The sequence below is a fragment of the Bradyrhizobium sp. HKCCYLS1011 genome (assembly GCF_051167795.1).
Lineage (GTDB): Bacteria > Pseudomonadota > Alphaproteobacteria > Rhizobiales > Xanthobacteraceae > Bradyrhizobium.
The window spans coordinates 26698-41409 of the sequence record NZ_JBNPTT010000014.1 but is presented as its reverse complement, the minus strand read 5'-3'; the positions used below and the strand labels follow the sequence as shown (position 1 = coordinate 41409).

Sequence of the window (14712 nt, the reverse complement as noted above, 5' to 3'; positions counted from 1 at the left end):
CCGCTTCCAATTATTCGAGGGTTTACGCTGGGGCCAACAGCCGAAACAACTGCTATCTTCCGACGCATGTTGCGACCCTGACTTGGATAGGCCCCGCCGGCAGTCCTTACCTGCTGATCCCTAGTGAGCAACTTCAGTGTTGGCGAGGTGTCGAGGGATGGTGGGATCTTGAAGATCCTGCCGATCATAGTGACTATGCGCGCCGACTAGTAAGATTTCTCGCAAGAGCGATTTACTACCAGCTCAGCTGGCTTGGCGATTGTCGTTCGCGAAATCTGTTGGATCGGCCACATCAACGAGGCCCCGCTCGCGCTCGCGTGTGAGAGCTGGCAGCTTTGCCAGCGGAACGCCGGGCACTCGAAAGAGGGCATCAACCTGCGCCAAGCCCAGCGTGAATAAACGCGTGACACCGATGCCGCCGACGGGCTCCATCGGTGGCGCGAACTTCTGCCGGTGACACCACAGGCCGTGCCGCTCGTCATACCATAAAGGTCTTGGCACCAATACCTAAAGTATTGGCTCGATCGCTGTTTGATCAATATTCGATCCTGCAGCGAGAGCGAACGAACTCGCACCGTGAACCCTAGGTTGGGGACACGTCTGAATAAGTGGAGATGTTTTGTGACGCACATCGACAATGACCCTCCCTGGTCGACCTCAGAATGGCTCAAGATATATTATTTCACCCGCTTCGCGTTTTCGGCAGCCTGGGTGGCGGTCGCCCTCGGCATTGCAAAGAACAACCCGCCGTTCGCCGCGATTATGTTGGTCGGCTATCCGGCCTGGGACGCGATCGCCAACTTCGTCGACGCCCAGCGCAGCGGCGGTATCACCAGTAACAGGTCGCAGCTCCTCAACTTCGTCGTCAGCATTATCACGGCCATTGCCGTCGCCGTCGCGCTGAGCGACAGCATGGCAAGCGTGCTCTTGGTCTTCGGTATCTGGGCCGGCTTTGCCGGCATCTTCCAGCTCGCCACCGCCGTCGGCCGCTGGAAATCCTATGGCGCGCAATGGGCAATGATCCTGAGCGGCGCGCAATCCGCCCTGGCAGGCATCTTCATGGTCAAGATAGCGTATGGCCCGACACCGGTCGGCATCGCCGACATCGCTCCCTATGTCGCATTCGGCGCTTTCTACTTCCTCGTTTCGGCCATCTGGCTGACCGTTAGCGAGGCCCGGCGAGGGGCATCGCGCGCGGCACTCTGACGCCGCGGCAAGTATCCTCGCTTGTCGGCGCGTCCGAGCGCCTCCTCGGGCACCGCGCAGCTGTCTAAATGCGCTGCCGCTCACGTCCCTCAAGCGGCAGAGCCACCCTTTCACGCCTCAGGGCAAAGCATGACACCGATCCCCTTACCGATCCAAGGAGCAGCTATGACAATTGAAGCTAAGTATCGTACGACGGCCACCGCAGTCGGCGGTCGTGATGGACGTACCTATACGCAAGACGGGACCTTCGACCTCGAGGTGAGCACGCCGAAGGAGCTTGGCGGCACCGGCGGCCCGGGCACCAATCCGGAGCAGCTGTTCGCGGCCGGTTATTCAGCCTGCTTCCTGAGCGCTTTGAAGCTGGTGGGCAGCAAACGAAAGATCGACATTGCAGCCGACTCGTCGGTTTCGGCGACCGTGGGGATCGGCCCGAACGGTCAGGGCGGCTTTGGCCTGGTCGTCCAGCTCTCGGCCAGCCTTCCGGGGGTCGAGCGGACGAGTGCGGAGCGGCTCGTCGCGGGAGCCCATCAGATCTGCCCTTATTCCAATGCCATCCGCGGCAATGTTGACGTGCACATCGTCATCGCGTGAGCCGGCACGCCGTTGTGGGTCCAACGGCTGCTGGCGGAGCCGTCGCGCTCCGCCGGCAAAGCGCCTGCGAAGAGGACCATCCATGTGGCTCACCGTTTTGTGTTCCGATCTGGCACCTCGCCGCCCGAACGCCATTGGGTGCCGTGCAATTCTTAGCGCCGGGGCTTGAAGATCTCGAATGAGCATCGATGGCAAAGCCTCGGTATCACCGGACACCTACCGCATCGGCCGACAGCCTATTGAACGGAGCATATTCGATGAAGGGACGTGAGTTCGATGCCATCATCATTGGTGCCGGGCAAGCAGGCCCTTCGCTCGCCGGCCGGCTGAACGATGCCGGCATGAAGGTGGCGATCATCGAGCGCCATCTCGTGGGCGGAACCTGCGTCAATACGGGTTGCAAGCCGACCAAAACGCTGGTCGCGAGTGCTTATGCCGCCTACACGGCCAGGCGCGGAGAAGACTATGGGTTCAAGGTCGATGGAGCGGTCAAGATCGACATGCCCGCCGTCGCTGCCAGAGCACGAAAGGTCATCTTGGACTCTCGGTCGGCCAACGAAAACTGGCTGGGGGCCATGCAAAACGTCGAGCTGATCCGCGGGCATGCTCGCTTCACCGGTACGAAGAGCGTCGAGGTGAATGGCGAGCAACTGACTGCGCCGCGCATCTTCATCAATGTCGGCGGCCGCGCGGTCGTGCCCGATATGCCGGGCGTCCAGGACGTAACGGTGCTCACCAATACCGACATGGTCGCGCTCGATGAGTTGCCTCGGCATCTCGTTGTGATCGGCGGGAGTTATATTGGCCTCGAATTTGCGCAGATGTACCGCCGCTTCGGCGCGGAGGTCACCATCGTCGAGCGCATGAATCGGCTGATTGCGCGCGAGGATCCGGATATTTCGGAAGAGGTGCGCGCAATCCTTGAACACGAAGGGATCACCGTCCGTACGGGTGCGGATTGCATCGGCTTCGCCCGACACGAGAATGGTGTCGCAGTGTCCATCGATTGCGAAAATGACAGCTCGCCGGTGATCGGCAGCCATGTGCTGATGGCAGTCGGGCGACGACCCAATACCGATGACCTGGGTCTCGACCACGCCGGGATCGAGACTGACGCCCGCGGCTACATAATCGTGAACGACGAATTGCAGACCAGTGTCGCTGGCGTCTACGCAATGGGCGACTGCAACGGTCGGGGCGCGTTCACGCACACCGCTTACAATGATTTCGAGATCGTCGCGGCCAACCTGCTGGATGGTGATAATCGTAAGGTGAGCGAGCGCCTTACCGGCTATGCGCTGTATATCGATCCGCCGCTCGGCCGGATCGGAATGACCGAGGCGGAGGCTGCTCGAAGCGGCCGTCGGCTTCTGCGCGCGAAGCGCCCGATGACACGCGTCGGTCGCGCGGTCGAAAAGGGCGAGACGCACGGCTTCATGAAGGTCGTGGCTGATGCGGACACGCGACGCATCCTCGGCGCAGCGATCCTCGGCACTGGCGGCGATGAGGCAATCCACGGGATCCTCGACATGATGAACGCCGATCAGTCCATCGATACGCTCCGCTGGGCGGTGCCGATCCACCCGACTGTTTCCGAACTGATCCCGACCATTCTTCTCGATCTCAAAGTCTCGCCGTAGTCAGTCTTCATCTCAAACGGGAAATCTCATGAAAAGTGCATTGTTCATCGCGTCAATCGTCATCGGCCTTGGTTCGTCTTTCGGTACGGCTCACGCCGCCCAGCCGGTCAAGAACGTGGTGCTGGTCCATGGAGCCTTTGCGGACGGTTCGGGCTGGAGGGCCGTCTCCGATATCCTTTCGCGCGATGGCTATAGGGTGACCGTCGTGCAAGAGCCGGAGACATCGTTGGAAGATGATGTCGTGGCCACGAGGCGAGCTATCAAGCAGGCGGGGGGACCGGTCGTCTTGGTCGGCCACAGCTACGGGGGCATTGTGATCACGCAGGCGGGAAACCTGCCCGAAGTGCAGGCACTGGTGTATGTCGCAGCTTTGGCACCTGATGCAAACGAGAATATCGCGGAGGTCCGGAGCAAGTTTCCGCCGTCGACCAACAATGTGGTGAAGAGCACCGACGGCTTTCTGACGATCAATCAAGAAACCTTCCACCACGATTTCGCGGCGGACCTTCCGAAGGCGGATGCGGATTTCATGGCCCTGTCGCAGGTCCCCGTGAGCGAGAAGGCGTTGAATGCGGTCGTCAAGGAGGCCGCATGGAGGTCCAAGCCGAGCTGGTATGTTGTCGCGACCGAGGACAAAAAGATCGATCCCGACTTCGAGCGTTTCATGGCGAAGCGGGCCGGAAGCGTCACCGTCGAGGTCAAGGGAAGCCACGCGGTGTATGTCTCTCAGCCCAAAGCGATCGCGGACCTGATTAAGAAGGCGGCCGCGGGCGAGAATACGAAATAACGCCCTGTCAAAGCGGCGACCGCGTCCTGATGCTTTGATCCTGGACGCGCGGTCGCCGATTATACGATCTGACCGCCTCTCCGCATCGCTCACCCGCTGGATCACCAGCGCACGTATCGTGCTGTAACTGCGCTTGATCACGACCATGCTGGCTAACTAAGTGCCGGTCCGCAGGGCTTGGGAGCGGCGCGTCGAAACCAAGACCACTCAGCTGCGCGATAGCCGCATCAGAGAATAGTGCGTATCGATGAGGACAGATCGAATCTGGTCAGCCGGTCCACCTCCGCGAGAATACCTGCCACGATTTCGCCGTTCGTTCCCCGCAGGGTCGTCGCGACCACAGGTGAGCTTGCGCCATCTTCGGCCAGCGGCGCGAAGCAGATATCCTGTCCACGCATGAGAAGGGCCCTGGCCGGCACGATGCTGATGCCGACCCCCGCGGCGACCAGGCCGAGCGCAGCCGCCAGTCCGCTGATCGTCATTGTGTTGGCAGGTGTGAACCCGACATGTTCGATGAAGCGTATGACAGGATGACGCGGTCCCCCTAACGCCCGCTCATCGTATAGTATCAGCGTCTCATTGCTGACCTCCGACAACTTGATCGGCTGGTCGCGCCCCCGGAATGCCGGATGGCCGATTGCGAGCGCGAGCATCAGCTGCTCGTTCCGGAGGACAATCTGCTCGACCTGGTCGTCGACCAGGAGGGTCAGCCCGAGGGCCAGATCAATCTCTCCGTTTCGGACAGCCCGCACCTGGTCCGCAGATGCGACCTCGGCATATTCGAAGTCATACTCAGCATAGCTCTCGCGCAGATATCGAAAGATCCGTGGGGCCCGTCCGTATAGTAGCGAGAGGTCGAAGCCGATCTTGAACATACGCCTGCGTTCTTTGTTGAACGCCGCTACCTCACGCGTGGTCCGCTCCACTTTCTCCAGGATCTCGTTCGCGCGTTCAACCAATAACGCGCCGGCCGGGGTGAGCTTGATGCCCCGGGGGCTTCGCTCGAACAGCCCGACGCCAAGCTCTGCCTCAAGGTTTGCTACCTGCCTGCTGAGTGGAGGCTGGGCGATATTGAGCTCGGCGGCCGCCTTGGTGAAACTGAGCGTCCTGGCGACGGCCACAAAATATCGGAGCTGCCGCAATTCCATCGCTCATACCAAAACGGTCTGCCCCAATACCTATAGTATTGGCCTCGAACGATGTCCAACGCTATTGATCAGGCTGGCGCGACAGCTCCGTGACTGACATCTCGAGTTCGTCGAGTTCTTCAGCGAGATGAACGCCCGGATGGATGGGGTTGTGCGCCATGGCGTGCCTTCTATGGTTTACGGTGAATGTCGAACCCGGAATCTCGAGATTCTGAGTTCGGCTCTGCGAGCCGCCTCGGAGATGACGGTCAGGACTACTCCGCCGCCACCATCTGCTGGATGCGCCATTGCCCGAGCAGGGCGCGGAGCGAGGCCGGCTTGACCGGCTTGTTGAGCACGGCGACGTTCTCCTCGCGCGCGGCGGCGCGGACGTGCGGGCTGCGGTCGGCGGTGATCAGGATGGCGGGCAGCGTGGCGCCGAAGCGGCGGCGGATGTCGCGGATCGCGGCGATGCCGTTGCCGCGATCGAGATGATAGTCGACCAATAGCCCGGTGACGGGAGCGCCGCGCGCTTCGATCGCCTCGATCGCGGAGTCGGGATCGGGGACCGCAATCACCTCGGCGTGCCAGGCGGTCAGCAAGGTCTTCATGCCGTCGAGAATGGCGGGGTCATTCTCGATGCAGACGATCAGCGCGCCGGAGATCGGCGTCTTGGCGAGCGGCGTGGCGCTGGTCACCGCGGCGGTGTGGTTGACCGCCTTGGCAATCGGGACCGTGATGGAGAATACCGAGCCGCCGCCCGGTTGCGAGTCGAGCGCAATGCCGTGGTTGAGCACGCGCGCGATGCGCTCGACGATCGAGAGACCGAGGCCGAGGCCGCGCGCGATTCGAGCGCCCTGTTCGAGCCGGTGGAATTCCTTGAAGATCTCGCCGCGCTTCTGCGGCGGAATGCCGACGCCGGTATCGTAGACGCCGATCTGCAGCGACTGGCCGCGGCGGCGGCAGCCGACCAGCACGCGGCCGTGCGGGGTGTATTTGATCGCGTTGGAGATGAAGTTCTGCAGCAGCCGCCGCAGCAGCAGCCGGTCGGATTCGACCGGCAGCGAGCACGGCACGAAGCTCAGCTTCAATCCCTTGGCGCGCGCGGCGGGCGCGAACTCGATCTCCAGCGAGCGCATCAGGTCCGCCATCTTGAAGCTCGAGATCGAAGGCGTCATCGCGCCGGCATCGAGGCGGGAAATATCGAGCAGCGCGCCGAGAATTTCTTCGATCGCCTCCAGCGACTCGTCGATATTCTCGACCAGCCGGGATTCTTCGCTCGCCTTCTGCCGCTCCACCAGGCTCGTGACATAGAGTCGCGCCGCGTTGAGCGGCTGCAGGATGTCGTGGCTGGCAGCGGCAAGGAAGCGCGTCTTGGAGATATTGGCGTCTTCCGCGGCGCTCTTGGCCAGCGCCAGCTCCGAGTTGAGCCGGGTCAGCTCCTCGGTGCGGTCACGTACACGCTTTTCAAGGGAGGCGTTGGCGCGCTCCAGCGCCTCCGCCGCTTCGAAGGACGGGGTCACGTCGGTGAAGGTGATGACAAGGCCGCCGTCGGGCATGCGATTGCTGCGCACCTCGATCACCATGTGGCGATCGGCCAGTCGCTCCAGATAGGGCTTGCCTTCGGTGGTGTAGGCGGCGAGCCGCAGCTCCAGCAGCGCTTCACTGTCCTCGGAGGTCGGCGCGCCGATCGAGCCCATGAATTCGAGGATTTCCTTCAAGGGGCTGCCGATCTGCACCAGATGCGGCGGCAGACCGAGCAGCTCGACGAACTGCCGGTTGGAGCAGATCAGCTGCAGATCGGCATCGAACACGGCGATGCCCTGCCGCACATGATTGAGCGCCGTCTGCAGGATCTCGCGGTTGAAATGCAGCGCGGCGTGGGAATCGTCGAGCAGCTTCAGCGCCGCCTTCGCGGACACCGTGCGCTTGCGGAGCAGCAGCGACATCACCAGCCGCGAGGAAGCGGCGCCGATCGAGGACGCGATCAGGCGCTCGGCGTGGCGCAGCAGCTCGAATTCGGCAGGGGCTGCCGGATCGAGCGTCGTATGGTGGTTGGCAGCGAAGGCGGCAAAGGAGTCGCGGGCACGGTCGGGCCCGAGATATTGCGCCACCGTGCTCTGGAGGTCCTGCACGGTCACGGTGGAGCGCCAGCGGCGGAAGCTCGGTGCGATCGGCGTGAGCTCGGCCGGCACGAACAGATCGGCCTGCAAGAGCTCGATCGATGACGGCTGGCGTGCCAGCGACAGCAGCACGTAGACCAGAAAGTTGAGCGAGAGGCTCCAGAGCACGCCGTGTAGCAGCGGCGGCAGATCGGTGCCGAGCAGCGCCTGCGGCCGCAGCGCGTCGATCCCGAACGGGCCGTGCTGCAGGAACAGGATGCCCGCGGTCGAGGTGTCGAGGAAGCTCGGGATGAACAGCGTGTAGAGCCAGACCGCGAAGCCGGTGATCATGCCACCCATGGCGCCGCGCGCGGTGGCGCGCCGCCAGAACAACCCGCCGAAGAACGCCGGCGCGAGCTGCGCGACGGCCGCAAAGGACAACAGCCCGATCGCGGCGAGCTGGGTGTTTCCGAGCGCGCGATAATAGAGATAGGCCATCACCATGATGGCAAAGATCGCGATCCGGCGGGTGCCGAGCAGGAAGCCGGCAAAGCCGCGGGCTTCACGGGTGTCCTGCTGGCGCTGCAGCACCAGCGGCACCACGATGTCGTTGCAGACCATGATCGAGAGCGCGACGCATTCGACGATCACCATGGCGGTGGCCGCCGAGAGGCCGCCGACGAAGACGAGGATCGAGAGTGCGGTCGCGTTGGCCTCGATCGGCAGCGCCAGCACGAACATGTCGCTGTCGACGGCACCGAACGGGAAGGTGATGAGCCCGGCGAGCGCGATCGGGATCACGAACAGGTTGATGGCGACGAGGTAGAGCGGGAACAGCCAGCGCGCCCGCGTCACCTCGGCATCACTGGCGTTCTCGACCACGCTGACATGGAACTGCCGCGGCAGCAGCATCGCCGCGCAGAACGACAGCAGCGTCATGGTCAGGAAATTGCCGATGCCGGGAATGTATTCGATGGTGCGCTCGGCCTCCGGCGATCGCATCGCGCGCTCGATCAATTCGTGCGGCGAGAACATGATGAAGGTGACGAAGACGCCGGCGGCGAGGAAGGCGACCAGCTTCACGATAGATTCGGTGGCGACCGCCAGCATCAGCCCGTGCTGGTGCTCGGTCGCGTCGGTCTGGCGGGTGCCGAACAGCACCGCGAAGGTCGCCATCGCGAGCGTCACCAGCAGCGCCATGTCGCCGACCAGCGGCATGCGCGAGAACGCCTGATCCTCGCTGAGGATGGTTTCGAGCGAGGAGGCGACCGCCTTGAGCTGCAGCGCGATATAAGGCACCGAGCCGATGATCGCGATCAGCGCCACCGTCGCCGCCACCGCCTGGCTCTTGCCGTAGCGGGCGCCGATCAGGTCGGCGACCGAGGTGATGTTCTGCGATTTCGCCAGGTGAATGACGCGGCGGAGCAGCGGCGTGCAGCAGCCGACCATCAGCACCGGCCCGACATAGATCGCGAGGAAATCGATATTGGTGCGGGTGGCGAAGCCGACCGAGCCGAAGAAGGTCCAGGAGGTGCAGTAGATCGCCAGCGACAGCGGATAGATCAGCCGCGAGAGACGGCCGCGCCCGTCCGAAGGCCGCCGGTTGCCGTGACTGGCGACCAGGAACAGGAAGCCGATATAGCCGAAGGCGGCCGCGATCACAGCCCAGTCATGCAGCATCGCTTGCGTGTCTCCCGACATCTCCTCAGGGCTTCGGGCTTGTCCCGTTAGTGCCGGAAATCTAGCCCTTTGCACGGGGCGAGGCGACAGCGATCTTGGCGCGGGCGCCGCAGAACGTTGTTCATGCTTAGCGGCGGCCGTTGTTCGAGCGATGTCTGAAAAGGGGCAAGCTGGTTCCAAAACCCTGGGCGTCATGCCCGCGTAGGCGGGCATCCAGTACGCCGCGGCCTCTCGATTAGAACAGGCGTCTCGGAGTACTGGATCGTCCGCCTGCGCGGACGATGACAGCGAAAATGACGCGGCCCGGTCCCAAAATCAGCCGCGCTCCTGAACCGTCGGCTGGCTCTACGAGGCTCACAAACGAGCGCGTAGCCCGGATGAGCGAAGCGACATCCGGGACAATTGAGTCATATCTCCCGGGTGTCGCTGACGCTCACCCGGGCTACCCACCGAACTACTCCGCCGCCAGCGCCTTCTTGTTCAGCGGCAGGCCGAGCCGTTCCCAGACCTGCACCAGCGCCTCGGCGAGGCGGTCGATCAGGCCGTCATCGTGATAGGGCGAGGGCGTGATGCGCAGCCGCTCGGTGCCCTTGGCGACCGTCGGATAGTTGATCGGCTGGATATAGATGCCGTGCTCTTCGAGCAGCAGATCCGAGGCGAGCTTGCACTTCTCGGGATCGCCGACGAACAGCGGCACGATATGGGTGTCGCTCGACATCACCGGCAGGCCCGCGGCCGACAGGATGGCCTTGACCCGGGCCGCGCGGTCCTGGTGGCGCTCGCGTTCCCAGCTCGAGCTCTTCAGGTGGCGGATCGCAGCCGTGGCGGCCGAGCAGATCGGCGGCGGCAGCGCGGTGGTGAAGATGAAGCCCGGCGCATAGGAGCGCACCGCGTCGATGATCTCGCCTTTGGCCGCGATATAGCCGCCGAGACAGCCGAACGCCTTGGCGAGCGTACCTTCGAGAATGTCGATCCGGTGCATCACCCCGTCGCGCTCGGCGATGCCGCCGCCGCGCGGGCCATACATGCCGACAGCATGAACCTCGTCGACATAGGTCATCGCGTTGTAGCGCTCGGCGAGGTCGCAGATCGCAGCCAGCGGCGCCACGTCACCGTCCATCGAATACAGGCTCTCGCAGGCGATCAGCTTGGGCCTGTCAGGGCCGGCCGCGATCAAAAGCTCCTCGAGATGGCCGACATCGTTGTGGCGCCAGATCTGGCGCTCGCAGCCGGACTGCCGCACGCCTTCGATCATCGAATTGTGGTTCAGTGCGTCCGACAGGATCAGGCAGTTCGGAATCAGCTTGGCGAGGGTGGCGATGCCGGTCTGGTTGGAGACATAGCCGGAGGTGAACAGCAGCGCCGCCTCCTTGCCGTGGAGGTCGGCGAGCTCGGCCTCGAGCTGCACCAGCGGGTGATGCGTGCCGGCGATGTTGCGGGTGCCGCCGGCGCCAGTGCCGACCCGGGTCGCGGTCTCGACCATCGCGCCGACCACCTTCGGATGCTGGCCCATGCCGAGATAATCGTTCGAGCACCAGATCACGACGTTGCGAGCGCCGCTCGGCGAATGCCAGAGCGCGTGCGGGAACCGGCCGGCGAGGCGCTCCAGATCCGCAAACACGCGGTAGCGGCGCTCGTCGTGCAGGCGACCAAGGGCGGCACTGAAATACTGGCTGTAGTCCATCGCGAAACCTGACGTGGCGCGCTGCAATGCAGCATCTGGAACGGACCCTCGCGGCGGCGGGGCTTTGGAAGACTTATTAGAGCGTTTCCAGTCGGGCTGTCGAGTTGGAATCCCCGGGCCGGCCGTGGGCGATTTGTCCAAGGTGGGATGATTGCGACTGAACCGCGCTCGCATTGCGGCGGCGCTGCGGCGAGGTCGGAGCCGCTCGAGCCGCCGGTCCGCTGCTCAGGTTGTGCGATAGTGAAATACGCCGTCGATCGCTTCCGCGGTGAGGCGGCCTTCCACCAGCATGTAGTTGACATGAGCGATCAGCTCGCCGGCCGCGAAGCCCATCTGGTGCGGATCGAGCGCGTGCTTGTGGAACACCACCGGCACCAACTGCGCCGAGGTTTTGGGTTCTTGCAGGCAGGCTTCCGCAATCATCCGGCAGCGTTCCTCGTGATGGTCGGCCAGTTGCTTGATCCGCGTCTTTAGCCCGTAGAACGGCACGCCATGGCCGGGCAGCACCAGGGCATCATAGGGCAGGGTGGTGGTGAGGCTTGCCAGCGAGGCCAGATATTCGCCCAGCGAGTTCTGATCCGGCTCGACCGCCCAGACGCTGACATTCGGCGAGATCTTGCTCAGCACCTGATCGGCGGACAGGAACAGCTTGTCCGAGGCGCAATAGAGCATCACCTGGTCGAGCGCATGGCCGCCACCGGTGATCACCTTGAAGCGGCGGCTGCCGATCTGGATCTCGTCGCCATGGGAGATGCGCCGGTAGGATGGCGGCAGGATCGAGACCCGCTTCAGATAGTCCTGGCCGCGGCCGAGCAGCTTGTCGGTCAGGGTCTCATCCATGCCGTGGCGGCGGAAAAACTGGCGCTGCGCGTTCAGCCGCTCCTCGCTGCCGCGGTTCTGGTGATAGACCGATTGCAGGTACTCGACCTGCGACATCAGAAGCGGGCAGTTGAAGCGCTCGACGATCCACCCCGCGAGCCCGACATGATCGGGGTGCGAATGGGTGACGATCAGCCGGGCGATCTTCACATGCCGCAGCGGCCCCTCGAGCAGCCTGGTCCAGGCTGCGATCGACTCCTCATTGCCGAAGCCGGAATCGACCGCGGTCCAGCCATCGCCATCGGCCAGCAGATAGATGTTCACGTGGTTGAGGCGGAACGGCAGCTTCAGCCGCAGCCAAAGCACGCCCGGCGCGACCTCGACGACCTGATCCTCCCCGGGGTGGCTTTCCCAGGGGTATCGCAATGCCTCCGCCGAGGAGTGCACGGGGTGTGTTTTGGAATGCATGCCATCGGCTTAAACGCCGTGGCGGGCGAGCGCCAGCCGAAAATTCGCGGGCGGGTCGCGGCTCTGCGCAAGGCTTGGAGACAAGGCTTGGAGACAAGGCTTGGAGACGAGGTTTGGGGTGACAACTCCATCTTCGCTGTCGTCCCGGCCTTGAGCCGGGACCTATACCGCGGGATCCATCTTGAGGGCTCAGTGGCTGATACCGTTCGGAAAGCCGCCTTCGGTGGCTATGGGTCCCGGCGTTCGCCGGGACGACAGTGAGGGTGGATCACGCCGCCCTGATGTTGCTGAGGAAGGCGTCGATCTCCGCCCGCAGGCCGTCGGCCTCGCGCCGCAGCGCTTCCGATGCGTTCAGCACGTCGGCCGCCGAGCTGCCGGCCTTGGCCGCCGCGCCGGCGACGCCGGTGATATTGCCGGAGACCTCGGTGGTGCCGCCGGCCGCCTGCTGGATGTTGCGGGCGATCTCGCGCGTGGCCGTGCCCTGCTGCTCGATCGCGGCGGCAATCGAGGTGGTGACATCGTTGATCTCGGCGATGGTCCCGCCGATGTTGCGGATCGCGGTGACCGCTGATGATGCGACCTGCTGCATGCGGGCGATCTGGCTGCGGATCTCGTCGGTGGCTTTCGCCGTCTGACTGGCGAGGCTCTTCACCTCGGAGGCCACCACGGCGAAGCCGCGGCCGGCTTCCCCGGCGCGCGCCGCTTCGATGGTGGCATTGAGCGCGAGCAGATTGGTCTGCGAGGCGATCACCTGGATCAGGTCGACCACCACGCTGATGCGGCTCGCATTGTCGGCCAGGCCCTGCATGGTGGCGTCGGTCGCGCCGGCCTCGGCCACCGCCTTCTTGGCGATCCCCGCCGAGGTCACGACCTGGCGGCTGATCTCGGCGATCGAGGATGACAGTTCCTCGGTGCCGGCCGAGACCGTCTGCACGTTCGTCGAGGTCTGTTCCGCCGCCGCTGCCACGGCGCTTACCAGTGAATTCGACTGCGCGGCGGTGTCCGACATGCCCTGCGCGGTGGTCTGCATCGCGCCGGCCGACCTCTGCAGATTGGCGAGCGTGCCGCGCACCGCGGCTTCGAATTCAGCGATGCGCGCCTCCATGCGGGCGGCGCGCTCGGCCTTCGCGGCACGGTCCTTGTCCTGCGCGGCGGCGAGGGTGCGGGCACGGATCATGCTCTCGCGGAACACCTCCAGCGTTGCCGCCATCGCGCCGATTTCGTCGCTTCGGCCGACGTGCCGGAGCTCGGTGTCGAGATCGCCGCTCGAGAGCCGCTGCATTGCCTGTTGCAGCCGGCTGATGCGGCGCAGGATGCTGCCGGCGACATAGAGCCAGACGAACAGCGCCGAGCCGATCAGAGTCGCAGCTCCCGCGCCGATCATGACAAGAGTTGCGAGCTTGATTTCCTGACCCGCGGTCGTGGTTGCGGTCGCGGTCGCATTGCGGACGCCCTCGACCAGCTGCTGCACGCTGATCTCAAGGCCGACATTGAGCTTGCGCGTCTCCTCCAGCACGGTCTGGCCGTAATCGAAGGCGTCGAGCTCCTTCTCGCGCAGCTTGAAAACGCGTGTCTTGCCTTCGCCCAGCGCGGCAAGCTTTGTTGCGGCGTCGCGCAACGCCGCTGTGGTGCGCGTATTGGGCAGCAGCTCGAGATTCGATTGCAGCTGCGCCACCGCCTGCTTGAACGCCTTCTCCGTCGCATCCAGCGCATCGGCGTCGTTCGCGGACAAAGCGGAGGCCAATTGGGCGGCGATCAGATTGCCGCTGGCGATGACGTTGCCGATCTGCTCGACGAAGCGCGCCGCCGCAGTGGCGTCGTCGACGGAGATTTCGAGCGCGCCGACCACCGCGTTCAGCCCGGTCTGGGCGTCCAGCATGGGCGCGCTTGCGGCCTCGGTGAAATCGGCCTGAGCCCGGCGCAGCGCGTCATACTGCCTGTTATGGGCCGCGACCGCCTCCAGCCGTTCGCGCGCGGCCGAGACCAGGCTCTGATTGGCTTCGTTGATGTTCTTGATGGTCTCGGCGAGCGGCCCCAGCACGCTCTTGTCGGCGCCGAGGCTTGCGATCTCGTTCAGCCGCTGCTCGGTGAGCTTCTGGATCTCCTGCATCTTCTTGAGGCGATCATTGAGCGCGTCGTTGTTCTGCGATCCCAACAGCGCAGGGCCCAGGCTGGCGAGGCTCTGGCTCTGCGCCAGCAGCTGCAGGCTGGCGGTGAGGCGGGGGATGTCGCGGTCCGACAGATCGACCATGGTGGCGCCGACATGCCGCAGCGCCATGCCGGCTCCGACGCTGATCGCGATCGTCATGGCCGCGATCACGGCAAAAGCCGCGAACAGGCTGCCCTTGATGCCCCATTGCGGCCGCAGGTGGCCGAACATCCTGCCGATGCTGAAGCGAACCGCCATTCTGTTTCCCCCGCGACGCAACGATTGCGCGCCTGAATTTTGCGGGCAGTATCGCGGTGGCGAGTTAACAAATTCCGGGAAATCACGGGAGTACAGCCGAGAATTTGCGTCGTTTCGCATTTCACCCGGCGGGATTTAACCGAAAAGCAACGGCTTCTCATTTCCGCGCAGCGCGACGATCGAGCTCGAGGCGCCGCAAAC

The 14712-nt window shown here is 64.1% G+C and carries 10 protein-coding genes; 4 read left to right on the top strand and 6 right to left on the bottom strand.

Features of this window, described 5'->3' with window-relative positions; all coding sequences use genetic code 11:
* Positions 1-243 precede the first annotated feature (243 nt).
* Positions 244-432, bottom strand: coding sequence for a hypothetical protein (locus ACQR1W_RS35585; RefSeq protein ID WP_434855145.1), 189 nt, complete (start codon positions 430-432; stop codon positions 244-246).
* Positions 433-621: 189 nt separating this feature from the next.
* Between ACQR1W_RS35585 and ACQR1W_RS35580 the strand changes: the two genes are divergently transcribed.
* The 4 genes from ACQR1W_RS35580 (at position 622) to ACQR1W_RS35565 (ending at position 4224) form a co-directional block, all read left to right on the top strand.
* A complete protein-coding gene (locus ACQR1W_RS35580; RefSeq protein WP_434855144.1) occupies positions 622-1206 on the top strand; it encodes a DUF308 domain-containing protein in 585 nt (194 codons plus the stop codon).
* Between the two features lie 165 nt (positions 1207-1371).
* Complete coding sequence (locus tag ACQR1W_RS35575) at positions 1372-1797, top strand: organic hydroperoxide resistance protein (RefSeq protein WP_434855143.1); 426 nt, start codon at positions 1372-1374, stop codon at positions 1795-1797.
* 257 nt (positions 1798-2054) lie between these two features.
* Complete coding sequence (locus ACQR1W_RS35570; RefSeq protein ID WP_434855142.1) at positions 2055-3437, top strand: FAD-containing oxidoreductase; 1383 nt, start codon at positions 2055-2057, stop codon at positions 3435-3437.
* Between the two features lie 28 nt (positions 3438-3465).
* Positions 3466-4224 (top strand): alpha/beta fold hydrolase, encoded by a 759-nt coding sequence (locus ACQR1W_RS35565; RefSeq protein WP_434855141.1) that lies wholly within the window; start codon positions 3466-3468, stop codon positions 4222-4224.
* 227 nt (positions 4225-4451) lie between these two features.
* On the opposite strand, the gene ACQR1W_RS35560 is transcribed toward ACQR1W_RS35565, so the two are convergent.
* From ACQR1W_RS35560 to ACQR1W_RS35540, 5 genes are all read right to left on the bottom strand, one after another.
* Entirely contained in the window at positions 4452-5372 is a 921-nt protein-coding gene (locus ACQR1W_RS35560) for a LysR family transcriptional regulator (protein ID WP_434855140.1), read from the bottom strand.
* 254 nt (positions 5373-5626) lie between these two features.
* Positions 5627-9133, bottom strand: a complete 3507-nt coding sequence (locus ACQR1W_RS35555; RefSeq protein ID WP_434855139.1) for a PAS domain-containing hybrid sensor histidine kinase/response regulator — start codon at positions 9131-9133, stop codon at positions 5627-5629.
* Positions 9134-9587: 454 nt separating this feature from the next.
* Positions 9588-10817, bottom strand: coding sequence for a 5-aminolevulinate synthase (hemA, locus tag ACQR1W_RS35550; protein WP_008966807.1), 1230 nt, complete (start codon positions 10815-10817; stop codon positions 9588-9590).
* Positions 10818-11042: 225 nt separating this feature from the next.
* On the bottom strand, positions 11043-12104 hold the full coding sequence (locus ACQR1W_RS35545; RefSeq protein ID WP_434855138.1) for an MBL fold metallo-hydrolase: 1062 nt from the start codon (positions 12102-12104) through the stop codon (positions 11043-11045).
* Positions 12105-12372: 268 nt separating this feature from the next.
* Positions 12373-14511, bottom strand: a complete 2139-nt coding sequence (locus tag ACQR1W_RS35540) for a methyl-accepting chemotaxis protein (protein WP_434855137.1) — start codon at positions 14509-14511, stop codon at positions 12373-12375.
* Between the last annotated feature and the right edge of the window lie 201 nt (positions 14512-14712).